Source organism: Pseudomonas sp. Q2-TVG4-2, assembly GCF_013620795.1.
Lineage (GTDB): Bacteria > Pseudomonadota > Gammaproteobacteria > Pseudomonadales > Pseudomonadaceae > Stutzerimonas.
In genome coordinates, this window is record NZ_LGLW01000003.1 from 58487 (window position 1) to 80646 (window position 22160).

Genomic DNA, 22160 nt, shown 5'->3' on the forward strand with positions numbered 1-22160 from the left:
CGCCTCAGTTCTTCTTTGTCGGGTCTTCAACCTTGCGGGCCTCGGCATCGAGGGTATGGCTCTGCTTCTCTTCGACGCTGGGCTTTTCCTCATCGGTGCCCATGGACTTACGGAAGCCCTTGATCGCGTCGCCCAGATCCGAGCCCAGGCCCTTCAAACGCTTGGTGCCGAAGAGCATGACCACGATGAGCAGAACGATCAGGAGTTGCCAGATGCTGATTCCACCAAAACCCATGCTGCAGTACTCCGAAGTTGATTGTCAGGATTATGAGCGCGCGGCTTTTTCCGCATGCCCTGAGAGACCGAAACGTCGGTCCAATTCGTCCAGTACCGCCTGGGGGTGTTGATCCAAGGCGGCCAGCATCACCAGGCTGTGAAACCACAGGTCGGCGGTTTCGTAGATCAGGTCGCTGGTATCACCGCTGATGGCGGCATCCTTGGCGGCCAGAATGGTTTCAACCGATTCTTCGCCGACCTTCTCGAGGATCTTGTTCAGGCCCTTGTGATACAGGCTGGCCACGTAGGAGCTGTCCGCAGCGGCGCCCTTGCGGGCTTCCAGCACCTCGGCCAGACGGGCAAAGGTGTCACTCATGTTTGTGCTCCGCATAGATCGCTCGTGGGTCCTTGAGGACCGGCTCGACAGTTTTCCAGTCACCGCTCTCGAAGACCCGATAGAAGCAGCTTTCGCGTCCGGTATGGCAGGCAATGCCGCCGATCTGCTCGACCATCAGTACGATCACGTCGGCATCACAGTCCAGGCGCAACTCGTGCAGCTTCTGCACATGACCGGACTCCTCGCCCTTGCGCCACAGCTTGCCACGTGAACGTGACCAATAGATGGCGCGGTTTTCCGCTGCGGTGAGTGCCAGCGCCTCGCGATTCATCCAGGCCATCATCAGGATGCGCCCGGTCTGGTGATCCTGGGCGATAGCTGGCACCAGGCCGTCTTCGTTCCAGTTGATTTCGTCCAGCCAGTTCATCGAATTCTCCGCTCAATGCGTCAAGTGTGCCAGCCTCACCGACTGCTGGCTATCGGCGCACCACGATGTAGATTCCAGCGCTGAGCATCACCCAGGCCGGCCAGGTGCTCACCGCGGTGAAACTGTCGGCAGTGGTGGCCAGGGTTGCGCCTCCGCCCAGCAGTACGGCACCGACGAGGCGTAACGGCCAATGCCGGTGGTGCTCTCTCCAAGGCGGCGGTGGGTTGTCCGCGTGGGGATTGGACATGCGTTCGAGAAGCTCGCGGGTCATGCCGGCCAGGTGCGGCAGCTGCTCGATCTGCGCCTGCGCATTCTTCAGCAGCTGCTTAGGGCTCATGCGCTCGCGCATCCAGCGTTCAAGGTACGGTTGGCCGGTGGTCCAGAGGTCCAAATCGGGGTAGAGCTCGCGGCCCAGCCCTTCGATATTGAGTAGGGTCTTTTGCAGCAGCACCAGCTGCGGCTGGACCTCCATGTTGAAGCGCCGTGCGACCTGGAACAGGCGCACCAGCAACTGACCGAAGGAAATGTCCTTCAGCGGCTTCTCGAAGATCGGCTCGCAAACGGTACGGATCGCCGCTTCGAACTCGTTTACCTTGGTTTCCGCCGGCACCCAGCCCGAGTCGATGTGCAATTGCGCGACCTTGCGGTAGTCGCGTTTGAAGAAGGCCATCAGGTTGCGCGCCAGGTAGTCCTGATCTTCTGGCGTCAGGCTGCCGACGATGCCGAAGTCCACCGCGATGTACTGCGGGTTCCAGGGTTGGTGGGTGCTGACGAAGATGTTGCCGGGGTGCATGTCGGCATGGAAGAAGCTGTCGCGAAAGACCTGAGTGAAAAAGATCTCCACACCGCGCTCGGCCAGCTGCTTCATGTCCGTGCGTTGTTCGGACAGCCGCGCCATGTCCGTCACCGGCACGCCGTAGATGCGCTCCATCACCAGGACCTGAGGGCGGCAGTAGTCCCAATGGATCTGCGGGACGTAGAGCAGCGGTGAATCCTGAAAGTTGCGTTTGAGCTGGCTGGCATTGGCGGCCTCGCGCAGCAGGTCCAGCTCGTCGTAGATGGTCTTGGCGTAGTCGTCGACCACTTCCACCAAATGCAGACGGCGGGCCTCGGTGGACGCCCGCTCGGCGGTCTTGGCTAGCAGGAACAGCCAGGCCAGGTCCTGGCTGATGACGGGCTTCAGATTGGGTCGTACCACCTTGACCACTACTTCTTCGCCACTGCGCAGCTTGGCGGCGTGAACCTGTGCGACCGAAGCGGAGGCCAGCGGTTTGCTGTCGAAACGGGCGAAGATTTCGCTCACCGGTGCGCCCAGCTGGCGCTCGATCAGGGCGGTGGCCACCGCCGAATCGAAGGGCGGCACGCGATCCTGCAGCATCGCCAGCTCTTCGGCGATATCCAACGGCAGCAGGTCGCGGCGGGTAGAAAGAATCTGGCCGAACTTGATGAAGATCGGTCCGAGACCTTCCAAGGCCAAGCGCAGGCGCGCGCCCCGGGACAGCTCGGTACGCCGACGGGGCAGCCAGCGCCAGGGCAGCAGGTAGCTGGTAGCACGCAGCCACCACGGCATTGGCAGATCGAGGATGATGTCGTCCAGCCGGTAGCGGATCACCACCAGCAGGATGCGGAACAGGCGGCGGGCCGCGGCGAACAGCTTCATTCGGGTCGGTCTGGTTTCAAAGATTGGATAAGCCGCTCGACTCGGGTTTCGAGTCGGTCGAGATCGAGTTTGAGGCAGTCGAGTTCTGAGAAGCGCGCTTCCCCCTCAGCCAGGCCGACCAGAGCTCGGGATTCTTCGTTGAGGTAGTCCGCCAGGTCCTGGCGCAGGCTTTCGGCACTCTGCCGGGCCCAGGCGGCCTGACCGCGAACAACAGAGCCGAGCAGATGCGCGCCGACAGGACCGAGCCAGCGCGAGAGTTCGTATTCCCAATCCAGCTCAAGATCCTGCAGCACCTCGGCGAGGCTCATCAGTAGTGCGCTGTCACCCTCGATCTCGACGTCAGGGCCGTGCAGGATGGCGGTCTTGTTGCGGCTGGTCGCCAATCGCAGCAGGCTCGTAGCAGAGGCGCGCAGGCGGCAATCCGGCTCGCAGTCCCAATGCTCGGCCAACCGTAGACCATCTTCATCAGCGAGGATGAACAGCCGCCAAGCGGGAGCCGAGCAGTCGACTTCGATGATCCGACCGCTGAGCCTGGCCAGCCGCGGCAGGGCCGTTGGGTCCAGGCGCAGTACGCGGTTGATCCCGCGCTCGGCACCGGCCAGCAGAGCGGCGCGCAGCATCAGGGCTTGATGCCGCGATGCAGGGCGACGATGCCGCCGGTCATGTTGTGGTAGGTGACGCGTTCGAAGCCGGCGGTGGCCATCATGCCCTTGAGTGTTTCCTGATCTGGGTGCATACGGATCGACTCGGCCAGGTAGCGATAGCTCTCCGAGTCATTAGTGATCAGCTTGCCCATCATCGGCAACAGGCTGAACGAGTAGGCGTCGTAAGCTTTGGAGAACAATTGGTTGGTGGGCTTGGAGAATTCCAGCACCAGCAGCCGGCCGCCGGGCTTGAGAACCCTTAACATCGACGCAATGGCGTCTTCTTTGTGCGTCACGTTGCGCAGGCCGAAGGCGATGGTGACCACGTCGAAGTGGTTGTCCGGGAACGGCAGTTTCTCGGCGTCGGCCTGAACGAACTTCACGTTGCCGGCCACGCCCTTGTCGAGCAGGCGGTCACGGCCGACCTTGAGCATGGACGCGTTGATATCGGCCAGCACCACTTCGCCGGTCGGGCCGACGATGCGCGAGAACTGGCGCGCCAGATCGCCAGTGCCGCCAGCGATATCCAGCACCCGGTTTCCGTGGCGCACGCCAGACAGCTCGATGGTAAAGCGCTTCCAGAGGCGATGTACGCCGCCGGACATCAGGTCGTTCATCAGGTCGTATTTGGCGGCTACAGAGTGAAAAACCTCGGCCACCTTGTGCGCTTTTTCGCTCTCCGGCACGTTCTTGTAGCCGAAGTGGGTGGTGGGCTCTGCGTCACGCTCTTTGCGGGGATCGGTCATGTCACTGTCACCGGAAGAATGTGCCCGCATTCTAAACCTAAAAACGCCGTCGAGCGCGAAGCCACAAGCGTCAAGTCAGCGCAGAGAGTGCCGGCAGTTCTGGCGTCGATGGCTCGCTGATGCACTGACGGCCGGCAACCGGATGCGCCGCTTGCTATAGTGCGCGCCTTTGTTCCGGCCCGCAGTCAGGAGTCGCCATGGCCCGCATCATCGTTGAACGTACCCACAGTCTCGGTCGAGATGCAGCACGGCGGAAAGCCGAGCAATTGGCGGCGAACCTGGCCACCGATTTCGGCGTACGCTGCCAGTGGCAGGGCGATGTGCTGGAAGTCAGACGCAGCGGCGCGGATGGCCGTATCGAGGTTGAGGAAAACCGCGTTCGGGTCCAGCTGAATCTCGGCGTGTTGCTGTCGGCAATGGGCAGCAATATCCAAGGGCAGATCGAGCGCGCGTTGGACAAGGCGCTGCAGGCCTGAGGCCAACCCGCAGCGAACTGATCAGAGCATCATTTTCACCGGCGAGATGTCTGGGTCACGGGACTTTCCTGCTTTCGCCAGTGCGTCCACGTACTCATCCCAGAGCTGTTGCTGATGGCTCGCCAAGTGATAGAGGTAGTCCCAGGTATACAGGCCGCTGTCGTGTCCATCGCTGAAGGTCAGCTTCAGCGCGTATTGACCGGCCGGCTCGATACCTTCCAGCGCGACATTGACCTTGCCGGTCTGCAGGATCGGGTTGCCGTGACCCTGCACTTCAGCTGACGGCGAGTGCACCCTTAGAAATTCGGCTGGCAGGACGTAACGTTGATTGGCGCCGTATTCGAGCTCCAGCGTCTTTGATTTCTTGTGCAGCTTGATCGCGGTGGGGATGCGCATCGGCATACTCCATATGGACTTGAAGCTTGAAGCTTGAGCGATAGCCAGAGCTGGCGCGAAGTCTAGGTACCGGCTCCGCTCTTCTAGCTTCTGACTTCCAGCTTCCGGCTGCGTTAAAGGATATACCGCGACAGATCTTCGTCTTCGGCCAGCTCGCCGAGGTGGCTGTTGACGTAGTCGGTGTCGATGCGGATGGGTTCGCCGTTCTGCTGACCCGCCAGGTCTCCGGCGCTGAACGATACTTCCTCCAGCAACCGCTCGAGCAGCGTGTGCAGCCGGCGCGCGCCGATATTTTCCGTCTTCTCGTTGACCTGCCAGGCGATCTGAGCGAGGCGTTTGATGCCGTCGGCGGTGAATTCGATTGCCAGTCCTTCGGTCTTCAGCAACTCGCGGTACTGCTCGGTGAGCGAGGCATGCGGCTCGGTGAGGATGCGTTCGAAGTCCTCCGGCGACAGCGCTTTGAGCTCGACGCGGATCGGCAGACGACCTTGCAGCTCAGGCACCAGATCGCTGGGCTTGGACAGATGGAAGGCACCGCTGGCGATGAACAGGATGTGGTCGGTCTTGACCATGCCCAGCTTGGTGTTGACCGTGCTGCCTTCAATGAGTGGCAGGAGGTCGCGCTGAACGCCTTCGCGGGACACATCGGCGCCACCGGTGTTGCCGCGCTTGGCAACCTTATCGATCTCGTCGATGAAGACGATGCCGTTCTGCTCCACCGCTTCCAGCGCGCGGGCCTTGAGTTCTTCCTCGTTGACCAGGCGCGCGGCTTCCTCGTCGCGGACCAACTTGAGGGCGTCCTTGATCTTCAGCTTGCGGGTCTTTTTCTTGCCTTTGCCCATGTTGGAGAAGAGGTTCTGCAGCTGGTTGGTCATCTCCTCCATGCCTGGCGGGGCCATGATCTCCACGCCACCGGGATTTTCCGCCACTTCGATATCGATTTCCTTGTCGTCCAGCAGGCCTTCGCGCAGGCGCTTGCGAAACAGCTGGCGGGTGTTGGAGTCGGTGCTCTGCACCGGCTCCTCGCTGAAGCCGGCCGGGCGCGCCTGCGGCAGCAGCGCATCGAGAATGCGCTCCTCGGCCGCATCTTCGGCGCGGTGACGCATCTTGCCGACTTCCTGCTCGCGCATCATTTTCAGCGCAGCATCGGCCAGGTCGCGGATGATCGATTCGACGTCACGGCCGACATAGCCGACTTCGGTGAACTTGGTCGCTTCCACCTTGATAAATGGCGCATTGGCCAGTTTGGCCAGGCGACGGGCGATTTCGGTCTTGCCGACGCCGGTTGGGCCGATCATGAGGATGTTTTTCGGGGTGACTTCCGGGCGCAGCTCAGCGGACAGCTGCATGCGCCTCCAGCGGTTACGCAGGGCAATGGCGACGGCGCGCTTGGCGTCGTCCTGGCCGATGATATGGCGGTTGAGTTCGTGGACGATCTCGCGGGGCGTCATGGACATGGTGCTTACTCCGGGGCTCGAGAGCGATCAGATCGCGCTGTCGAGCTCCTCGATGGTCAGATTCTGGTTGGTGAAGACGCAGATGGTGCCGGCGATATTCAGCGCGGTTTCGGTGATGTCCTGGGCGGACATGCTGTCGTCTCCCTTCTGCATCAGCGCCATGGCGGCTGCCTGGGCGAAACCGCCACCGGAGCCCATGGCGATCAGGTCGTTTTCCGGCTGCACCACGTCACCGTTGCCGGTGATGATCAGCGAAGCGTCCTTGTTGGCAACCGCGAGCATGGCTTCCAGACGGCTGAGCGAACGGTCGGTCCGCCAGTCCTTGGCCAGTTCGACGGCAGCGCGCACGAGGTGGCCTTGATGTTTTTCCAGCTGGCCCTCGAAGCGCTCGAACAGGGTGAAGGCATCGGCGGTGGCGCCAGCGAATCCGGCCAGCACCTGGCCGTGGTAGAGACGTCGCACCTTCTTGGCGTTGCCTTTCATGACGGTGTTGCCCAGGGAAACCTGGCCGTCGCCGCCCATGACGACTTTGCCGTTGCGGCGCACTGAAACGATGGTGGTCAAAGGAAAATCTCCACGCAGCGGGGCGATGAATGCCCGAATGCGGTTGATATGGGGGACGCTGCCACGCATTTCAACCGGCGTTCGGGATTCGGGTCCCCGGACGCCGCGTCCTGCCTTATCGGCGCGGACCAATGGGCTGAGATTGTCAGGCAGCGCCGCACCAGCCGCTGGGCGGCTCGATGGCGCGGCGGGATCATCGCGGAGGGCGATGACCTGTCGGCACGGAAGCATGCTCACGCCAGGGGCGCATGGATCCGGTTATTGCAGGGCGAAATCCAGCTGCCGCCAGGCCTCGTAAACGGCGACGGCAACGGTATTGGAGAGATTCAGGCTGCGGCTGTCCGGGCGCATCGGCAGACGCAGGCGTTGCTCGTTCGGCAGTGCATCGCGGATCTCCGGCGGCAGGCCGCGGCTCTCGGGGCCGAACAGAAAGGCATCGCCGCGCTGGAACTGCACCTGATGAAAGGGCTGTGAACCCTTGGTGGTAAAGGCGAACAATCGCGTCTGGCCGATGCTCGCCAGACAGCTGTCAAGATCCGCATGACGCTGGAGCGGCGCATACTCGTGGTAATCCAGGCCGGCCCGGCGCAGGCGCTTGTCATCCAGCTCGAAGCCCAGCGGTTCGATCAGATGCAGGCTGCAGCCGGCATTGGCGCAGAGCCTGATAATGTTGCCGGTATTCGGCGGAATCTCCGGCTGGAAAAGGATCACATGGAACATGCGCGTCACCGACTCAGAAAACGACCGGCATTCTACTGTGCCAAGCGATCCGTTACGCCGTCATCGTCGGCGCTTTTTCGGCTCGCTGGTGCTGATCGGATTGCTGGTGGGTGCCTTGATCGGTCGCGTCACGGCGCCGGGTCCGGTGCAATTGCTGCGGGTTGAGCCGGTCGCCGACGGTCTGCAACTGTGGTTCGATCGCGAGCCGCAGCTGTACAGCCAGGATGTCGACGGCGCGGTTGGCATGCTGTTCCAGGCGCAGGGCAGCGCTGGCAATGGGCGGCTTGAGCTCGATGGCACGAGCGTCGGCTGGCGCCTGCAAATCACGGAGAGGGGCCTGCTGTTGCACTTCGTGGCGACTCGACCGCTGGTTGCTGACTGGGACGGCGAGGAGCGGGACGGCGATTGGTTGTTGCAGGTGAGGGTCGCGCCACGCTGACCGCGACCCACACATCGTTCGGTCAGCTGTCCTCGCCCTCGTCGTCATCACCGGCGTCGCCACCCATGCCCAATTCCTTGATTTTTCGCGTCAGGGTATTGCGCCCCCAGCCGAGCAGCAGGGCCGCATCGCGGCGTCGGCCGGCGGTGTGCTTGAGGGCTGTCTCGATCATGATCCGCTCGAATGCCGGCACCGCTTCGTCGAGCAGGCTGGACTGACCGCGTGCCAGTGCCAGGTCGGCCCATTGATGCAGCGCCTGCTCCCAGTTGTTCGACGGCAGGGCGTCGGCGTGCTGATTGAGCAACTCCGGGGGGAGGTCGCTGACGTGGACTTCGCGCCCTGAGGCCATCACTGTGATCCAGCGACAGGTGTTTTCCAGCTGGCGTACGTTGCCCGGCCAGGGCAGGTTTTGCATATATTCTTCGGTCTCGGGTTTGAGCAGCTTGGTCTCGACGGCCAGCTCCTGCGCGGCACTGACGAGGAAATGCCTGACCAATGCGGGAATGTCTTCGCGTCGATCGGACAGCCGCGGAATGTGGATGCGAATGACGTTCAGGCGATGGAACAGGTCTTCGCGGAATTTGCCGGCCTGCACCAGGGTTTCCAGATCCTGGTGGGTGGCTGCGATGATGCGGACGTCGACCTTTACCGGCGTGTGGCCGCCGACGCGGTAGAACTCTCCGTCGGCCAAGACGCGCAGCAGGCGGGTCTGGGTATCGGCGGGCATATCGCCGATTTCGTCCAGGAACAGGGTGCCGCCATCGGCTTGTTCGAAGCGCCCGCGGCGCAGGTTGGCCGCACCGGTGAAGGCGCCTTTCTCGTGACCGAACAGCTCCGATTCCATCAGGTCTTTCGGGATGGCCGCCATGTTCAATGCGATGAACGGCGATGCTGCGCGCGGGCTGTGACGATGCAGTGCGTGTGCAACCAGTTCCTTGCCGGTGCCCGACTCACCATTGATTAGCACGGTGATGTTGGAATGCGAAAGGCGGCCGATGGCGCGAAAGACTTCCTGCATCGCCGGCGCCTCGCCGATTATTTCCGGCGTGTGGTGCTGGTTGGTGGGCTCCTGCAGGTTCTGCTGTTCCTGCGCATGCTGGTTGGCGCGCTTGACCAGTGACACGGCGTCGTCGACGTCGAATGGCTTGGGCAGGTATTCGAAGGCGCCGCCCTGGTAGGACGCCACCGCGCTGTCGAGGTCCGAATGTGCGGTCATGATGATCACCGGCAGGCGCGGGTACAGCTCGCGGATCTGCGCCAGCAGATCCAGGCCGCTGATGCCGGGCATGCGAATGTCGGAGATGATCACATCCGGTTGTTGCCGTGCCAGGCGGGCGAGCACGCTGTCGGCACTGTCGAAGCTCTGCGTGGCCATACCTTCCTGTTGCAGAGCCTTTTCCAGTACCCAGCGGATGGAGCGGTCGTCATCGACGATCCAGACATTTTCGCTTCGACTCATGCGCAAGGAGCTCCTTGTTCCAGCGGCAGGAAGATCGAGAACGCGGTATGGCCGGGATGGCTCTCGCATTCGATCAGGCCCTGGTGCTGGCTGATGATGTTCTGGGTGATGGCCAGGCCAAGTCCGGTACCGTCCGGGCGGCCGCTGACCATCGGATAAAAGAGCGTGTTCTGCAGGTCGGCTGGGATGCCCGGCCCGTTGTCGATGATCTCGACACGTGCAACCAGGCGATGCCGAACATGGCCGATGGTGAACTGACGCAGGGTGCGCGTGCGCAGGGTCAGCCGCGCAAGCCCCAGTTCGCTCTGCCCGGCCAAGGCCTGCATGGCGTTGCGCATGATGTTGAGCACCGCCTGGATCATCTGCTCACGGTCGAGCAGCACTTCGGGGATGCTCGGGTCGTAGTCACGCACCAAAATGAGGCTGCCCTGGCTTTCAGCCTCGATCAGGCTGGCCACATGCTCGAGCACTTCGTGAATGTTGATCATCGACAGCGACGGCAGCTTGTTCGAGCCGAGCATCCGGTCGACCAGATTTCGTAGCCGGTCGGCCTCCTCGATGATCACCTCCGTGTAGTCCTTGAGATGCTCATCGGGCAGCTCCCGCGCCAGCAGTTGCGCCGCACCGCGGATGCCGCCGAGCGGGTTCTTGATCTCATGGGCGAGGCCGCGCACCAGCAGTTTGGTGGTCTCGTGCGCGGACAGCTGCGCCTCTTCCTTAGTGATGCGCAGCAGTCGGTCGCGGGGCAGTACTTCCAGCAGCAGCATGGTTTCCTGCCGGGACAGTATCGGCGTGACGGCGTAGTCGACAGTCAGCGCCTGGCCGTTGGTGGACGTCAGCGTCGCTTCGCGCTTGGTAAAGGGATGCGCCTGTTCGACGGCCTGGCGTAGAGCTGCCAGCGCCTCGGGCGACTCAGTGAATAGCTCGCTGATGAACTGGCCGTGGCTGCGCTGGCCGCTCACGGCGAGCAGCATTTCCGCCGCCGGATTCATGTATTCCAGGCGCAAGCGCGAATCGAGCAGCAGGGTCGCGGTGGTCAGGTTCTCGATCAGCAGGCGCTGTAGGGCTTCGTTGATCATGGCTGTCTGCATCCGATAGGTAAGACGGGAAATGCAAGAAGCAAACCAAGGCGCTCTTTTTCGGCGCAGCGCCGTTCTCTCTAGCGCTCCAGGGCAGGGCGTCGCCGAAAACGAGTAAAGCGGATCAGACCGGTCCGGCTTGTGCACCATTCAGGTGCATAGAATGGTCACAGAAAGGGCACGAAGGGAATATCTTTCTTTTCCTTGGGCTTGTCCTTCAGCGGACATTCAGGGCGAACGCCGTATTCATCCTTCTTGCATGGGTTGACCATGCGTCTTTGAGCGAGGGAGGTGCGCAGCAGATGGAAGGTGCGCGGCGGGCTGCTTTGCAATATCAGTCCCTGGCCGTCGACAACTTCCACGACCAGATGGTGGGTACCGCGGTCGACGTTATGAAGCGCTAAGGTGGGTTCGCTACTGTCGGGCGCAATCGGGCTGCCATCGAGCAACAGACGATACAGATGGCCGGGCTGTAGCATTGGGTCACTGGTTACGCTGACAGACAGTTCGCCCGCGTTGTTGCGGATCGTGGCGTCGGGTTCGGGCTGGACGATATCCAGCAGTCCGTAAGCGAAGCGTCGTCCGCGCGGCGCTTCGCGTTTTACGGCAGGCAGCGCCACAGGCTGAGCGGGCATGCTGTTGACTGGTTTGGCATCGACCGATTCGACTGCCCGGCCACCCGGGCGGTCGGTGAATACGCGATTGCCCTGCGCGTCGATGTAGGTGTAGATGCCGGCGCTGGCGGGCAGCACGAGCAGCGAAAACAGGGCGAGCAGGCCGAGCCTGAGGGTCGCTTTCATCTGCGTGCGGGACTGGAGGTATGCACCCGCTGCACAGTGAATGCTTCTGTGCTGCGCTGCAGCACTCGGTCACCGCTGAGCACCTCGACTTCCAGCAAGTGGCTGCCTCGATCAACATTATTCAGTTGCAGCGAAGTGTCGCTGCTCGGTGGCGCTTGTGGAATACCATCGAGCAGAAAGCGGATCTGGTGGCCTTGCTTCAACGGCGGGTCGAGCTGGGCGTTGACGACAAAGGTGCCATTGTTGGCGCGCAGCGCCTGCTCATCGGGAATGCCGCCGATGGCCAGGCTCCGGTAGGGCTGTGGCTGTCCGCCTTCCTCGCCATTTTCCTGCGCCAGCGGCGGCGGGGGTTCGGGTGTGCGGATGTTGACCGTATTGGCCGGCGGCAAGTCGACCGTGTCGGCGGCGACGCCCTCCGGCGGCTGATTAGTGAACACCGTATTGCCCTTGTCGTCGGTGTACTTGTAGATCTGCGCCAGGGCCGGAGCCGTGGCGAGCAAAAGCAGGCTGAACAATGCGATGCGCATGAGGAAGCTCCGCGGATGGGTATTGCAAGCCTTGCACCGCCTGGGCGTGCAAGCAAGCTCGATCCGCGTGATTTGGGAGCGGCAGCAACCTGGGCTCAATCGTTTGGACGAGCGCGATCGGTGGTGGCTGTCACAGCCGCTGAGTTTCCGGCCCGGAAAAACGAACCCCGCCGAAAGGCGGGGTTCATTCGCAAACGAGGCCTCCCGAAGGAGGCCTCGTGGTCGCGCGGACCGGCTTAGACGCTATAGTACAGGTCGTATTCCAGCGGATGCACGAAGGTACGGACCTTGATTTCTTCCTCGCTCTTCAGCTCGAGGTAGGCATCGATGAAGTCATCGCTGAACACGCCGCCCTTGGTCAGGAATGCGCGGCCCTTGTCGAGTTCTTCCAGCGCTTCCTTCAAGCTGCCGCATACCTGTGGGATCAGCTTGCCTTCTTCCGGCGGCAGATCGTACAGGTTCTTGTCGGCGGCATCGCCAGGGTGAATCTTGTTCTGGATACCGTCCAGGCCAGCCATCAGCAGGGCGGCGAAGCACAGGTAGGGGTTGGCGGCCGGGTCCGGGAAGCGCGCTTCGATACGGCGGGCTTTCGGGCTGGATACGTACGGAATACGGATCGAGGCGGAGCGGTTGCGGGCCGAGTAGGCCAGCATCACCGGGGCTTCGAAGCCCGGGACCAGACGCTTGTAGGAGTTGGTCGACGGGTTGGTGAAGCCGTTCAGCGCCTTGCCGTGCTTGATGATGCCGCCGATGAAGTACAGCGCGGTATCAGACAGGCCGGCATAGCCTTCGCCGGAGAAGGTGTTCTTGCCATCTTTGGAGATGGACATGTGTACGTGCATGCCCGAGCCGTTGTCGCCGTACAGCGGCTTCGGCATGAAGGTCGCGGTCTTGCCATAGGCATCGGCCACGTTGTGCACGCAGTACTTGAGGGTTTGTACTTCGTCAGCCTTGGCAACCAAGGTGTTGAACTTGACGCCGATTTCGTTCTGACCGGCAGTCGCCACTTCGTGGTGGTGAACTTCGATGACCAGGCCCATTTCTTCCATCGCGTTGCACATGGCAGTACGGATTTCGTGGTCGTGGTCGCACGGCGGAACCGGGAAGTAGCCGCCCTTGACGGCTGGGCGATGGCCCTTGTTGCCGCCTTCGACGTCCTGATCGGTCATCCAGGAGCCCTGCTCGGAGTAGATCTTGAACATCGAGCCGGAAATGTCGGACTTGAATTTCACTTCGTCGAAGATGAAAAACTCGGGCTCCGGACCGACGAATACGGTGTCACCGATGCCGGTGGACTTGAGGAATTCCTCGGCGCGCTTGGCGATCGAACGCGGGTCACGGTCGTAACCCTGCATGGTGCTCGGCTCGACGATATCGCAGACCAGGATCAAGGTCGGCTCTTCGGTGAACGGGTCCAGCACGGCGGTCTCGTCGACCGGCATAAGGATCATGTCGGAGGCTTCGATACCCTTCCATCCATGGATGGAGGAGCCGTCGAACATCTTGCCGTGCTCAAAGAAATCTTCGTCGTGAGCGTCACGAGCTGGAATAGTGACGTGATGCTGCTTGCCTTTGGTATCAGTGAAGCGCAGATCAATCCACTTCACATCGTAATCTTTGATCAGTTGAAGCGACTTCGACATGGTGTTCTCCAAGTGGTGGAAGCTGACTGGCGCTTCCGAATCAGGGTGAAGCCGGGCGGCGATGTTCCGCCAAGGCGATCTGCCTCACAAGAGAGCAAATTGCATGCCAGTGCTCCGTGTTGGGGTCCGGGCGCCTTCGGACGGGGCCTCGCGAGCCCGGCGTGACGTCCAATCCCGCATACCAGTGTTTTTATGCACCTTATTGGTGCGGGACTGTTCGGGTTTGTTCAATTTGAGTGCAGCATAGGCGCGTTTGATAAAACTGCCTAAAGCTTGATCAATTTCCGATATACTCCGCCCCCCTCTTTTTACGCCTTGCCAGCGCGCGCGCTGTTTCCATGAAGCTGATCGTCAAAGTATTTCCAGAAATCACCATCAAGAGCCCACCGGTGCGCAAGGGCTTCATTCGCCAACTGGCGAAGAACATCCGCACCGTGCTGCGCGACCTCGATCCCGACTTGCGGGTGGAAGGCGTGTGGGACAACGTTGAGGTGGAAACGGCGCTCAGTGACTCGAAGTTGCTCCAGCTGATGATCGAGCGCCTGCGCTGCACGCCGGGCATCGCTCATTGCCTGGAAGTGCACGAATATCCGCTGGGCGATCTGGATGACATCGTAGAAAAGTGCAAATCGCACTTTGCCGACCGCCTCCCCGGCAAGATCTTCGCCGTGCGCTGCAAACGTGCCGGCAAGCATCCGTTCAGTTCGATGGACGTGGAGCGACTCGTCGGCAGCCGGTTGCGTGAGGAATGCGGTGCCGCGGGTATCTCCCTAAAAGCACCGGAAATCGAGGTGCGGATGGAAATCCGCGACCAGCGCCTGTTTGTCGTACATGCCCAGCATGACGGCATCGGCGGTTATCCGCTGGGTGCGCTGGAGCAGACGCTGGTGCTGATGTCGGGTGGTTTTGACTCCACCGTGGCCGCCTACCAGATGATGCGGCGCGGGCTGATGACCCACTTCTGCTTCTTCAATCTCGGCGGCCGGGCCCATGAGCTGGGCGTGATGGAAGTCGCCCACTATCTATGGAAGAAGTACGGCAGCTCGCATCGCGTGCTGTTTATCAGCGTGCCCTTCGAGGAAGTGGTCGGCGAGATTCTCGAGAAGGTCGACAACAGTCAGATGGGCGTGGTCCTCAAGCGCATGATGCTGCGCGCCTCGACCGAGATTGCCGAGCGGCTGCATATCGATGCGCTGGTGACCGGCGAAGCGATTTCCCAGGTATCGAGCCAGACGCTGCCGAATCTGTCGGTGATCGACTCGGCCACCGATATGCTGGTGCTGCGCCCGTTGATCGCCAGCCACAAGCAGGACATCATCGATACCGCCTTCGAAATCGGCACCGCCGAGTTCGCCAAGAACATGCCCGAGTACTGCGGTGTGATCTCGAAGAACCCAACCACCAAGGCCAAGCGCTACCGCATCGAACACGAAGAGAAGCAGTTCGACATGGCGGTCCTTGAGCGTGCTATGGCGAACGCCCGTCAAGTCGCCATCGACCGGGTGATCGACGAGCTGGATCAGGACCTGCAAGTCGAAGAAGTCGCCGAGGCGTCTGCAGGCCAGGTGATATTGGACATCCGTCACCCGGATGCAGCCGAGGACGAACCCCTGCAGATGGATGGCATCGAAGTGCAAACGTTGCCGTTTTACGCGATCAACAACCGCTTCAAGGAGCTGGACGTGAATCGCCAGTACCTGCTGTATTGCGATAAAGGTGTCATGAGCCGCCTGCATGCTCATCATCTGTTGAGTGAGGGGCATGTCAATGTGCGCGTTTATCGTCCGGCATAAGACGCCTGGGCTGAATGGCGGCAGTATCCGCCATCGCCCTCCCGACCCTCACCGCGGCCTGTAACTGCCGCGACACCTCGTCAATTGTCTGCTTTTATCAAATCCGATTTTTCGCAGGGCCGCTGAACGTACCCGCTCAGTCGCCCGACCCAACTACGAGACCACTACAGTGATCGAGAATCTACGTAATATCGCCATCATCGCTCACGTTGACCATGGCAAAACCACCCTGGTCGACAAGCTTCTGCGTCAGTCCGGCACCCTGGAGCGCGGCGAGCTCAACGACGAGCGCGTGATGGACTCAAACGACCAGGAAAAGGAACGCGGCATCACCATCCTGGCCAAGAACACTGCCATTCGCTGGAACGATTACCGCATCAACATCGTCGACACCCCCGGCCACGCCGACTTTGGTGGTGAAGTGGAGCGCGTGATGTCGATGGTCGACTCCGTGCTGCTGCTGGTCGACGCCCAAGACGGCCCGATGCCGCAAACCCGCTTCGTGACCAAGAAAGCCTTCGAAGCCGGCTTGCGTCCGATCGTCGTGATCAACAAGGTCGACCGCCCGGGCGCGCGTCCTGACTGGGTGCTGGATCAGATCTTCGACCTGTTCGACAACCTGGGCGCCACCGAAGAGCAGCTGGATTTCCAGGTCGTTTACGCCTCGGCCCTAAACGGCATCGCCGGTCTGGATCACACCGACATGGCCGAAGACATGACTCCGCTTTACCAGGCGATCGTCGACCACGTACCGGCCCCGAATGTTGATGTCGATGGCCCGTTCCAGATGCAGATCTCCGCCCTCGACTACAACAGCTTCCTCGGCATCATCGGTGTCGGCCGCATCGCCCGTGGTCGCGTCAAGCCGAACACTCCGGTCACGGCCATCGACATGCATGGCAAGAAGCGTAACGGCCGTATCCTCAAGCTGATGGGCCACCACGGTCTGCACCGTGTCGACGTAGAAGAAGCCACCGCTGGCGACATCGTCTGCATCAGCGGTATGGACGAGCTGTTCATCTCCGACACCCTGTGCGACCAGAACAACGTCGAAGCCATGAAGCCGCTGACCGTTGACGAGCCAACCGTTTCCATGACCTTCCAGGTCAACGATTCGCCGTTCTGCGGTAAGGAAGGCAAGTTCGTCACCAGCCGTAACATCAAGGATCGTCTGGACAAGGAGCTGCTGTACAACGTAGCCCTGCGTGTCGAGGAAGGCGATTCGGCGGACAGATTCAAAGTTTCCGGTCGTGGCGAGCTGCACCTGTCGGTGCTGATCGAAACCATGCGCCGTGAAGGCTTCGAAATGGCCGTAGGCCGTCCAGAAGTGATCATCCGCGAAGTCGATGGCGCCAAGCACGAGCCTTACGAAAACGTCACCATCGACATCCCGGAAGAAGCCCAGGGCAAGGTCATGGAAGAAATGGGCCTGCGTAAGGGCGACCTGAGCAACATGGTTCCGGATGGCAAGGGCCGTGTGCGCCTTGAATACAACATCCCGGCCCGTGGCCTGATCGGTTTCCGTAACCATTTCCTGACCATCACCAACGGTGCAGGCATCCTGACTTCCATCTTCGATCGCTACGACGTGATGAAGTCCGGCCACATGTCCGGCCGTCAGAACGGTGTATTGGTTTCGGTCGAGACCGGCAAGGCACTGACTTACTCCCTGGAAACCCTGCAGGCGCGCGGCAAGCTGTTCGTCGAGCATGGCCAGGAAATCTACAACGGTCAGATCGTCGGCCTGAACAGCCGTGACAACGACATGGGCGTGAACCCAACCAAAGGCAAGAAGCTCGATAACATGCGCGCTTCGGGCAAGGACGAAACCATTGCTCTGGTTCCGCCGGTTCGCTTCACCCTGGAACAGGCGCTGGAATTCATCCAGGACGACGAGCTCTGTGAAGTGACTCCGAAGTCGATCCGTCTTCGCAAGAAGATCCTCGACGAAGGCGAGCGTAACCGCGCTGCGAAGAAAGCCAAGGCGTGATTCCCGCTTAGCTGCATCAAACAGGCGCCAGTAGGCGCCTCGTTTGATAACAAACCCCGCCGATGCGGGGTTTTGTTTTTTTAGGGGCAGGTCTTTTGTGCCCGTTCGTGCGAGAGCTGTGGTGCATTCTGGATACTCAGTCAGGTTGCAGCTCTTTCGCGGGCGGTACGCAACGCCCGGTTGAAGGCCCGCCTCGGGGCGAAGCTGCTGGCTGCTCACGACCTTCAGGCCGCCACTTTCTTTATGGATGTGAAGGCCGTTCCCCCCCTTTTTCCCCTATCCCACACAAATGACCGCTCCCTCAGAGATCAACAGGCGAACACCATCAGTACACCAGGGGCTCATGCACGGCGCCGCGCCTGTCAGCGAACGCCGGCTTGCCACTGAGGTTCGCTGTCCCTGATCTCTGTCGTCATCTTTGCCGGCGGTTTCTACCTCCGGCTGGGCCGGCTCGACAAAGGCGGCGCGCTCAGGCACTGCTCAGCCGCGCCAGGTGCTCCGCCAGGCGTAGCGCCAGCTGCACGATGGTGTAGGTCGGGTTGGCGAAGCCGCTGCTGGGAAATACCGAAGAGCCGGCGATATAAAGATTGCGTTGGCCGAACACCTTGCAGTCGCGGTCGACGATGCCCTGTTCTGGTGTGCGGGCCATGCGCGTGCCGCCCATGTGATGGCAACCGCCGATCTCATCGTTGGTGGGGAAGGGATCGGTGTTGGATAGCCAGCGGTCCAGTCGCAGGCGCCCGAGATCGAGGTCGGCGATGTAGCGGCCGAGGTGTCGGGCGCTTTCCAGGGCGGTTCGCTTGTCCCCGTTGTCCAGCGTCCAGTAGAGGATCACCCGCGGAATGCCGAGACGGTCCTTTTCTCGCGCCAGCGCAACGCGGCTTTGCGCGCGCGGATATTGCTCCCAGCTAGCGCGCAGCACCGCTCCATAACTTCTTCCCTGGCGGTAGTCTCGCAAGGTTGTGCTGGCGAGGTGTGGCGCTACCCGGGCTAGCCGGCGAATGCTGGCGAGGGTCTCGGCGTCGTCGCTGCGGATGATCCGCAGGCCGCAATTGAGCAACTGCTTACGTGCCATCAGCTCCGGCGTCGGTGATACGAAGCCGACGCTCTTTTCATCGAAATTCAGCCCAGCCCGGCGTTTGAGCAGGATCTCGCCGAGGGTGAAGTGCGGGTGCTCCATCCAGTAGCGGCCCAGCGTCGCCGGCTGCTTGATCAACGCTCCGTGCGCCAGCTGGTTGCTCCATAGCAGGAGGCGGCTGTTCTCGATGCCGCCGGTGGCCAGAATGTAGCAACGCGCCGTGAGCGTCCTGCGCATCCCGCCGACGTCCACCCGCAGACCGGTAACCGCCGTGCCGTCGGTCAAGATCGCCACGAGGCTGGTATTCAGCGCTACCGCCACGTTCGCCGAGGCGAACAGACGTTCCTTGTATTTCTGGCCGAAGTTCACCGTGGAATAGCGGAAGCTGCTCTGTTTGAGCAGCGCTCCGGCCAGCGCAGGCTCGTCTTCAGCAGGGCCTAATTTGAGCAGCTCATCCGCGCGTGCGGCATAGGGTGCGAGGTCGCTGCGTCCGATCGGCCAGCCGCTGTCGGCGAGGCCCGGCTTTTCCTTGAAGTCCACGGCATCCAGCGGGCGGCACCAACCGCCCCAACCATTCGAGGTGCCACCGAAGGCGCGTATTCGGCACGTGTCCAGTGGGCGATAAGCATGGCCCACTACCTCGCCCCGGTAGAGTTCCTGAGATGCATCGGAGGGCGACTCGCCACCGCCTTCGATCAACAGGATGCGCTTGCCGGTCGCCTCCAGCGCCAGTGCCAGGGTGATGCCGGCCGGCCCGCTGCCGACAATGCAGTAATCGAACGGTAGTGCCTCTGCGAGCTGCTCGGCGCTGACCTTCATCAGCGATCTTCTGCGCGCAGAATCCAGCCGTCCCGCTCGACGTAGCGGACGAAGCGCGCATGCGTCACGGGAAGCCAGGCGAGCAGTAGATTCAACAAGCCGGTCTTGAGCACGCGGCGTCTGTTCATGCCGTTTCATCGCCCCCCGTTACAGCGTCATCTTCAACCTCAGATCCGAATATCGCCCAGCTGCCTTATTTCAGCCTCGATCCGTGTGCCCGTGGCGCGCTCTTCGTTCGAAAATCCGTCGTAGTCAGAGAGGGCGCCAAAATCGATTCCGGTGAGACGCTCGATCTGCAGCACGCTACGTTGGTAAGTTCTGAACCGTCCAAATAGAAGGTTGAGGCGGCCGAGTTCGCCGGACTGGTCGATCATGTAGGCGGTTGCGGAGGGCTTTCCGTCGTCGCCCATAAAGGCGATGACTTTCCAGAATGCGCCGGGTATCGCGACGCCACGGTAGAGCCGATCGGCATCGCTGAACACCGGACCGCTGAACACCGTGGCGCGGGCTTGCCAGCGGCGGGTGTTGTCGAGCAGGTAGTTTTCCAGGTCCAGCCAGTTCTTTTGGTTGAAGCCGGCCATTTGCGGTGAGCAATTGGTGAAATGGAAAGTATCGGCGTTGGCTTGCTCGGCCAGGGGCCCCCAGTTTGGGTCTTGGCGGCGCACGAGGTGGCCGCGGTCGAGCAGGTTGTCTGCGTAGAGAGACTCGCCGACCTGCGCCTCGGCCGGAATGCGTCCGTCATACGTCCAGCGATCCCTGCCGCGTATCACCTCGACCAGCGAACCTCCCTCGATATTCACGCCGACGAACAGGGCCAGGCGCCGGCTTCTGGACATGGCGATGGAGAAATGGGTGTAGTCGAGCCGATCTTCGGTGCTGTTCGGGACCGGCAGAAGATCATCTCGGTAGGGTTCGGCCAGCTGTGGCCACGGGACGTTGAAATCTGCGAGGAACTCGGACCGATAGCCCTCCCGATCCATCAGCCTGTCGGCCGATGTGGTTCGGGACGAAGCCAGTGCAAAGGCAGGATTCACCCACGCAGTCGGCTGGCCAAGCGGACGCATGTCGGCCAGGCGTGGGCGGTAGGGCAATTGAGCGGCTGGTTCGGGCACGGGGCCTCCGGTTGTGGGCAGAGATTGCCAGGGTCAGCTCGCATAGACGTTGAACTCAACGTAGCGATGTTCTATGAAGGTTTAGCCTACGCAGTCACGGTGGTCGACCCGTGTCTGTCAACCAACCAAGCGTGAACGCACGTTAGCGCTGTCACCTGACGGCTCGACTTGACGGGCATCAGGCCGACCATGCGGCAGCGTCGTCCTGGTCGGTTGCACCATTGCCGCGCGGCTAGATCATGAGCGCTTGAGCCATCACATCAGCCAGAGCGTTCAAGTGATCCATGTCCTGATCTTTGCGGGACATGGGTGGCAACAGCGCGAAGGTGGCGTCAGGCAATGCCGGCAACTCTGGATTCGACAGCGCCACCATGCTGTCGCGGATCACCGATGAGGCGTTGAGGCAGGCGAAGCCCAAGCCCGCCGCAACTGCAGCCTGGATACCGGTCACGTCGGACGCCACGTGATTGACCACATAGGCGCGTCGGTGCGCGTCGAGCTGCGTTCGGGCGAGGCGATGCAGTGAGCAGCCCTCCGGCAGCAGGACGAGCGGAATCGGCTCACTGGCGTGGATGAGCGCGGCTGTGGGCGCCCCCGCCCAGACAAGCGGCTCACTGCGCAGGATTCGCGCCTCGCCAATTCGGGGGTATCCGGATACATGCATCACAATTGCCAGATCAAGGGCTTGGCGTTTATGGGCGGCCTCGATGTCGTCGCTCTTGCCGATCTGGGTACGCAGCCGCAGCTGTGGGTACTGTCGACCGAGGCGGGCTAAAAGACGGGTCAGGTCTGAGGCGCGGAAGTAGCCGGTGATGCCGAGCCGGACCTCGCCTTCCAGCGGCACGCCGTGCAGGTCGCGCCATGCCGCATCGGACAACGCCAGAATCTGCCGCGCATGGGCGAGCAGCCGCTCGCCAGCGGCGGTGGGCGTGACGCCGGTCTTGCTTCGCTGCAGCAGCGTCTGGCCGGCGCGCTCTTCCAGCTTGCGCAATTGTTCGCTGAGCGTGGATTGCGACAGGGAACGCACCGGCGCGGCGGCCGAGAGGCTGCCCGCGTCCACCGCGGCCACCAGCGTTCTCAGTTGATCCAAGTCGAACCCTTGCATGGCTATCCATCCGGTATTCCGATGGATGAGATTCTATATTCCCGCTTTTCCGATTTATAGCGGGGCCAGCAGAATTGTGTTTCCACCACCTTCGCTGGAGTTCGCCATGCCCCACATCGTCCTTCACCTGTCCGGCTCGCGCGACGCCGAGCTTGGCCGTAACGTCGTCGCGATGATCAACCAGCTGACCGCCGAGGTGCTCGGCAAAATGCCGGAAGTCATGGCAACCACCGTCCAATACATCGCCGACGATGACTGGTTCATCGGCGGCCAGCCGCTGTCCGTGCTGGGCGGCAGCGCCTTTCATCTGGACATCAGCATCACCGACGAGACCAACACCAAGGCGGAGAAGGCGCGCTTCGTGCGCGAGGTGTACGAGGAGTTGGCGACGCTTCGATCCGGCCTGCACGAGACTTCCTACGTGCATCTGATCGATGCACGTGCAGCGGCATACGGTTATGGCGGACGCACCCAGGAGTGGCGGCACCAGCAAGCCGGGGTGTAGCGGGGCGGTCGCGCACTGGCGCGAAAGCTGATCTGCCGTCGGCGTCATCTCCGCTTCAGACGCCGATATGGCATCAGTCGCTCTTCGGCATCGCTCATCGGCGAGTTTTTGATGACGTGTCGATTCCGTACGCCTCCACTCGATTAGATCAGGCGTCAAGACAACTTG

At 61.7% G+C, this 22160-nt stretch carries 24 protein-coding genes; 5 read left to right on the top strand and 19 right to left on the bottom strand.

What is annotated here, in order from left to right:
* Nucleotides 1-4: 4 nt before the first annotated feature.
* The 6 genes from tatA to ubiE are packed head-to-tail and all read right to left on the bottom strand — an operon-like array spanning nucleotide 5 to nucleotide 4030.
* Nucleotides 5-235 carry a twin-arginine translocase TatA/TatE family subunit gene (gene tatA, locus H3028_RS06625; protein WP_168422456.1) on the bottom strand — a complete coding sequence of 77 codons (231 nt, stop codon included), beginning with the start codon at nucleotides 233-235 and terminating at the stop codon, nucleotides 5-7.
* 30 nt (nucleotides 236-265) lie between these two features.
* Nucleotides 266-592, bottom strand: coding sequence for a phosphoribosyl-ATP diphosphatase (locus H3028_RS06630; protein WP_181296263.1), 327 nt, complete (start codon nucleotides 590-592; stop codon nucleotides 266-268).
* Nucleotides 585-980: a phosphoribosyl-AMP cyclohydrolase gene (gene hisI, locus H3028_RS06635; protein WP_181296264.1), complete on the bottom strand. Its 396-nt coding sequence runs from the start codon at nucleotides 978-980 to the stop codon at nucleotides 585-587. Before hisI ends, H3028_RS06630 begins: the two co-directional genes overlap by 8 nt.
* A 49-nt stretch (nucleotides 981-1029) precedes the next feature.
* The gene (gene ubiB, locus H3028_RS06640; RefSeq protein WP_181296265.1) at nucleotides 1030-2640 is read right to left on the bottom strand and encodes a ubiquinone biosynthesis regulatory protein kinase UbiB; all 1611 of its coding nucleotides are present in this window, start codon (nucleotides 2638-2640) and stop codon (nucleotides 1030-1032) included.
* Complete coding sequence (locus H3028_RS06645; protein ID WP_181296266.1) at nucleotides 2637-3260, bottom strand: SCP2 domain-containing protein; 624 nt, start codon at nucleotides 3258-3260, stop codon at nucleotides 2637-2639. Before H3028_RS06645 ends, ubiB begins: the two co-directional genes overlap by 4 nt.
* Nucleotides 3260-4030, bottom strand: a complete 771-nt coding sequence (gene ubiE, locus H3028_RS06650; protein WP_181296267.1) for a bifunctional demethylmenaquinone methyltransferase/2-methoxy-6-polyprenyl-1,4-benzoquinol methylase UbiE — start codon at nucleotides 4028-4030, stop codon at nucleotides 3260-3262. Before ubiE ends, H3028_RS06645 begins: the two co-directional genes overlap by 1 nt.
* A gap of 197 nt (nucleotides 4031-4227) precedes the next feature.
* Between ubiE and H3028_RS06655 the strand changes: the two genes are divergently transcribed.
* Complete coding sequence (locus tag H3028_RS06655; protein WP_181296268.1) at nucleotides 4228-4506, top strand: polyhydroxyalkanoic acid system family protein; 279 nt, start codon at nucleotides 4228-4230, stop codon at nucleotides 4504-4506.
* Nucleotides 4507-4527: 21 nt separating this feature from the next.
* On the opposite strand, the gene H3028_RS06660 is transcribed toward H3028_RS06655, so the two are convergent.
* The 4 genes from H3028_RS06660 to trmL all read right to left on the bottom strand — a co-directional run bounded on the left by H3028_RS06660 (nucleotide 4528) and on the right by trmL (nucleotide 7643).
* Nucleotides 4528-4902, bottom strand: a complete 375-nt coding sequence (locus H3028_RS06660; RefSeq protein ID WP_181296269.1) for a gamma-butyrobetaine hydroxylase-like domain-containing protein — start codon at nucleotides 4900-4902, stop codon at nucleotides 4528-4530.
* A 113-nt stretch (nucleotides 4903-5015) separates the two neighbouring features.
* Nucleotides 5016-6359 (bottom strand): ATP-dependent protease ATPase subunit HslU, encoded by a 1344-nt coding sequence (gene hslU, locus H3028_RS06665; RefSeq protein ID WP_181296270.1) that lies wholly within the window; start codon nucleotides 6357-6359, stop codon nucleotides 5016-5018.
* Between the two features lie 27 nt (nucleotides 6360-6386).
* On the bottom strand, nucleotides 6387-6923 hold the full coding sequence (hslV, locus tag H3028_RS06670) for an ATP-dependent protease subunit HslV (RefSeq protein ID WP_168422726.1): 537 nt from the start codon (nucleotides 6921-6923) through the stop codon (nucleotides 6387-6389).
* A 258-nt stretch (nucleotides 6924-7181) separates the two neighbouring features.
* Complete coding sequence (gene trmL / locus H3028_RS06675; RefSeq protein ID WP_168422447.1) at nucleotides 7182-7643, bottom strand: tRNA (uridine(34)/cytosine(34)/5-carboxymethylaminomethyluridine(34)-2'-O)-methyltransferase TrmL; 462 nt, start codon at nucleotides 7641-7643, stop codon at nucleotides 7182-7184.
* On the opposite strand from trmL, the gene H3028_RS06680 reads away from it, so the two are divergent.
* On the top strand, nucleotides 7642-8082 hold the full coding sequence (locus H3028_RS06680) for a hypothetical protein (protein WP_181296271.1): 441 nt from the start codon (nucleotides 7642-7644) through the stop codon (nucleotides 8080-8082). The genes trmL and H3028_RS06680 overlap by 2 nt on opposite strands.
* Nucleotides 8083-8104: 22 nt before the next feature.
* Here H3028_RS06680 and ntrC read toward each other — a convergent pair whose 3' ends face one another.
* The 5 genes from ntrC to glnA all read right to left on the bottom strand — a co-directional run bounded on the left by ntrC (nucleotide 8105) and on the right by glnA (nucleotide 13590).
* Complete coding sequence (gene ntrC / locus H3028_RS06685) at nucleotides 8105-9541, bottom strand: nitrogen regulation protein NR(I) (protein ID WP_181296272.1); 1437 nt, start codon at nucleotides 9539-9541, stop codon at nucleotides 8105-8107.
* On the bottom strand, nucleotides 9538-10620 hold the full coding sequence (gene glnL / locus H3028_RS06690; RefSeq protein WP_181296273.1) for a nitrogen regulation protein NR(II): 1083 nt from the start codon (nucleotides 10618-10620) through the stop codon (nucleotides 9538-9540). Before glnL ends, ntrC begins: the two co-directional genes overlap by 4 nt.
* A 167-nt stretch (nucleotides 10621-10787) precedes the next feature.
* Nucleotides 10788-11420, bottom strand: a complete 633-nt coding sequence (locus H3028_RS06695; protein WP_181296274.1) for a DUF4124 domain-containing protein — start codon at nucleotides 11418-11420, stop codon at nucleotides 10788-10790.
* Nucleotides 11417-11947, bottom strand: coding sequence for a DUF4124 domain-containing protein (locus H3028_RS06700; protein ID WP_181296275.1), 531 nt, complete (start codon nucleotides 11945-11947; stop codon nucleotides 11417-11419). Before H3028_RS06700 ends, H3028_RS06695 begins: the two co-directional genes overlap by 4 nt.
* Before the next feature lie 236 nt (nucleotides 11948-12183).
* On the bottom strand, nucleotides 12184-13590 hold the full coding sequence (glnA, locus tag H3028_RS06705; protein ID WP_019340485.1) for a glutamate--ammonia ligase: 1407 nt from the start codon (nucleotides 13588-13590) through the stop codon (nucleotides 12184-12186).
* A gap of 338 nt (nucleotides 13591-13928) precedes the next feature.
* Here glnA and thiI point away from each other — a divergent pair, with 338 nt between their 5' ends.
* Nucleotides 13929-15383 carry a tRNA uracil 4-sulfurtransferase ThiI gene (thiI, locus tag H3028_RS06710; protein WP_181296276.1) on the top strand — a complete coding sequence of 485 codons (1455 nt, stop codon included), beginning with the start codon at nucleotides 13929-13931 and terminating at the stop codon, nucleotides 15381-15383.
* Between the two features lie 169 nt (nucleotides 15384-15552).
* Nucleotides 15553-17373 (top strand): translational GTPase TypA, encoded by a 1821-nt coding sequence (gene typA, locus H3028_RS06715; RefSeq protein WP_181296277.1) that lies wholly within the window; start codon nucleotides 15553-15555, stop codon nucleotides 17371-17373.
* 469 nt (nucleotides 17374-17842) lie between these two features.
* Here typA and H3028_RS06720 read toward each other — a convergent pair whose 3' ends face one another.
* The 4 genes from H3028_RS06720 to H3028_RS06730 all read right to left on the bottom strand — a co-directional run bounded on the left by H3028_RS06720 (nucleotide 17843) and on the right by H3028_RS06730 (nucleotide 21487).
* Nucleotides 17843-19270, bottom strand: a complete 1428-nt coding sequence (locus tag H3028_RS06720; RefSeq protein WP_181296278.1) for a GMC oxidoreductase — start codon at nucleotides 19268-19270, stop codon at nucleotides 17843-17845.
* Complete coding sequence (locus H3028_RS21215; protein ID WP_258237720.1) at nucleotides 19270-19398, bottom strand: hypothetical protein; 129 nt, start codon at nucleotides 19396-19398, stop codon at nucleotides 19270-19272. Before H3028_RS21215 ends, H3028_RS06720 begins: the two co-directional genes overlap by 1 nt.
* A 39-nt stretch (nucleotides 19399-19437) precedes the next feature.
* The gene (locus H3028_RS06725) at nucleotides 19438-20334 is read right to left on the bottom strand and encodes a DNA/RNA non-specific endonuclease (RefSeq protein WP_181296279.1); all 897 of its coding nucleotides are present in this window, start codon (nucleotides 20332-20334) and stop codon (nucleotides 19438-19440) included.
* 280 nt (nucleotides 20335-20614) lie between these two features.
* Nucleotides 20615-21487 carry a LysR family transcriptional regulator gene (locus H3028_RS06730; protein ID WP_181296280.1) on the bottom strand — a complete coding sequence of 291 codons (873 nt, stop codon included), beginning with the start codon at nucleotides 21485-21487 and terminating at the stop codon, nucleotides 20615-20617.
* Between the two features lie 106 nt (nucleotides 21488-21593).
* Between H3028_RS06730 and H3028_RS06735 the strand changes: the two genes are divergently transcribed.
* Complete coding sequence (locus H3028_RS06735; RefSeq protein WP_181296281.1) at nucleotides 21594-21992, top strand: 4-oxalocrotonate tautomerase; 399 nt, start codon at nucleotides 21594-21596, stop codon at nucleotides 21990-21992.
* Nucleotides 21993-22160: the final 168 nt, after the last annotated feature.

What these genes read in the sequence shown, in the direction of transcription:
- tatA (WP_168422456.1), bottom strand. Translation starts at nt 235, where the DNA reads ATGGGTTTTGGTGGAATCAGCATCTGGCAACTCCTGATCGTTCTGCTC.
- H3028_RS06630 (WP_181296263.1), bottom strand. Translation starts at nt 592, where the DNA reads ATGAGTGACACCTTTGCCCGTCTGGCCGAGGTGCTGGAAGCCCGCAAG.
- hisI (WP_181296264.1), bottom strand. Translation starts at nt 980, where the DNA reads ATGAACTGGCTGGACGAAATCAACTGGAACGAAGACGGCCTGGTGCCA.
- ubiB (WP_181296265.1), bottom strand. Translation starts at nt 2,640, where the DNA reads ATGAAGCTGTTCGCCGCGGCCCGCCGCCTGTTCCGCATCCTGCTGGTG.
- H3028_RS06645 (WP_181296266.1), bottom strand. Translation starts at nt 3,260, where the DNA reads ATGCTGCGCGCCGCTCTGCTGGCCGGTGCCGAGCGCGGGATCAACCGC.
- ubiE (WP_181296267.1), bottom strand. Translation starts at nt 4,030, where the DNA reads ATGACCGATCCCCGCAAAGAGCGTGACGCAGAGCCCACCACCCACTTC.
- H3028_RS06655 (WP_181296268.1), top strand. Translation starts at nt 4,228, where the DNA reads ATGGCCCGCATCATCGTTGAACGTACCCACAGTCTCGGTCGAGATGCA.
- H3028_RS06660 (WP_181296269.1), bottom strand. Translation starts at nt 4,902, where the DNA reads ATGCGCATCCCCACCGCGATCAAGCTGCACAAGAAATCAAAGACGCTG.
- hslU (WP_181296270.1), bottom strand. Translation starts at nt 6,359, where the DNA reads ATGTCCATGACGCCCCGCGAGATCGTCCACGAACTCAACCGCCATATC.
- H3028_RS06680 (WP_181296271.1), top strand. Translation starts at nt 7,642, where the DNA reads ATGCGCGTCACCGACTCAGAAAACGACCGGCATTCTACTGTGCCAAGC.
- trmL (WP_168422447.1), bottom strand. Translation starts at nt 7,643, where the DNA reads ATGTTCCATGTGATCCTTTTCCAGCCGGAGATTCCGCCGAATACCGGC.
- ntrC (WP_181296272.1), bottom strand. Translation starts at nt 9,541, where the DNA reads ATGAGTCGAAGCGAAAATGTCTGGATCGTCGATGACGACCGCTCCATC.
- glnL (WP_181296273.1), bottom strand. Translation starts at nt 10,620, where the DNA reads ATGATCAACGAAGCCCTACAGCGCCTGCTGATCGAGAACCTGACCACC.
- H3028_RS06695 (WP_181296274.1), bottom strand. Translation starts at nt 11,420, where the DNA reads ATGAAAGCGACCCTCAGGCTCGGCCTGCTCGCCCTGTTTTCGCTGCTC.
- H3028_RS06700 (WP_181296275.1), bottom strand. Translation starts at nt 11,947, where the DNA reads ATGCGCATCGCATTGTTCAGCCTGCTTTTGCTCGCCACGGCTCCGGCC.
- glnA (WP_019340485.1), bottom strand. Translation starts at nt 13,590, where the DNA reads ATGTCGAAGTCGCTTCAACTGATCAAAGATTACGATGTGAAGTGGATT.
- thiI (WP_181296276.1), top strand. Translation starts at nt 13,929, where the DNA reads ATGAAGCTGATCGTCAAAGTATTTCCAGAAATCACCATCAAGAGCCCA.
- H3028_RS06720 (WP_181296278.1), bottom strand. Translation starts at nt 19,270, where the DNA reads ATGAAGGTCAGCGCCGAGCAGCTCGCAGAGGCACTACCGTTCGATTAC.
- H3028_RS21215 (WP_258237720.1), bottom strand. Translation starts at nt 19,398, where the DNA reads ATGAACAGACGCCGCGTGCTCAAGACCGGCTTGTTGAATCTACTGCTC.
- H3028_RS06725 (WP_181296279.1), bottom strand. Translation starts at nt 20,334, where the DNA reads ATGCGTCCGCTTGGCCAGCCGACTGCGTGGGTGAATCCTGCCTTTGCA.
- H3028_RS06730 (WP_181296280.1), bottom strand. Translation starts at nt 21,487, where the DNA reads ATGCAAGGGTTCGACTTGGATCAACTGAGAACGCTGGTGGCCGCGGTG.
- H3028_RS06735 (WP_181296281.1), top strand. Translation starts at nt 21,594, where the DNA reads ATGCCCCACATCGTCCTTCACCTGTCCGGCTCGCGCGACGCCGAGCTT.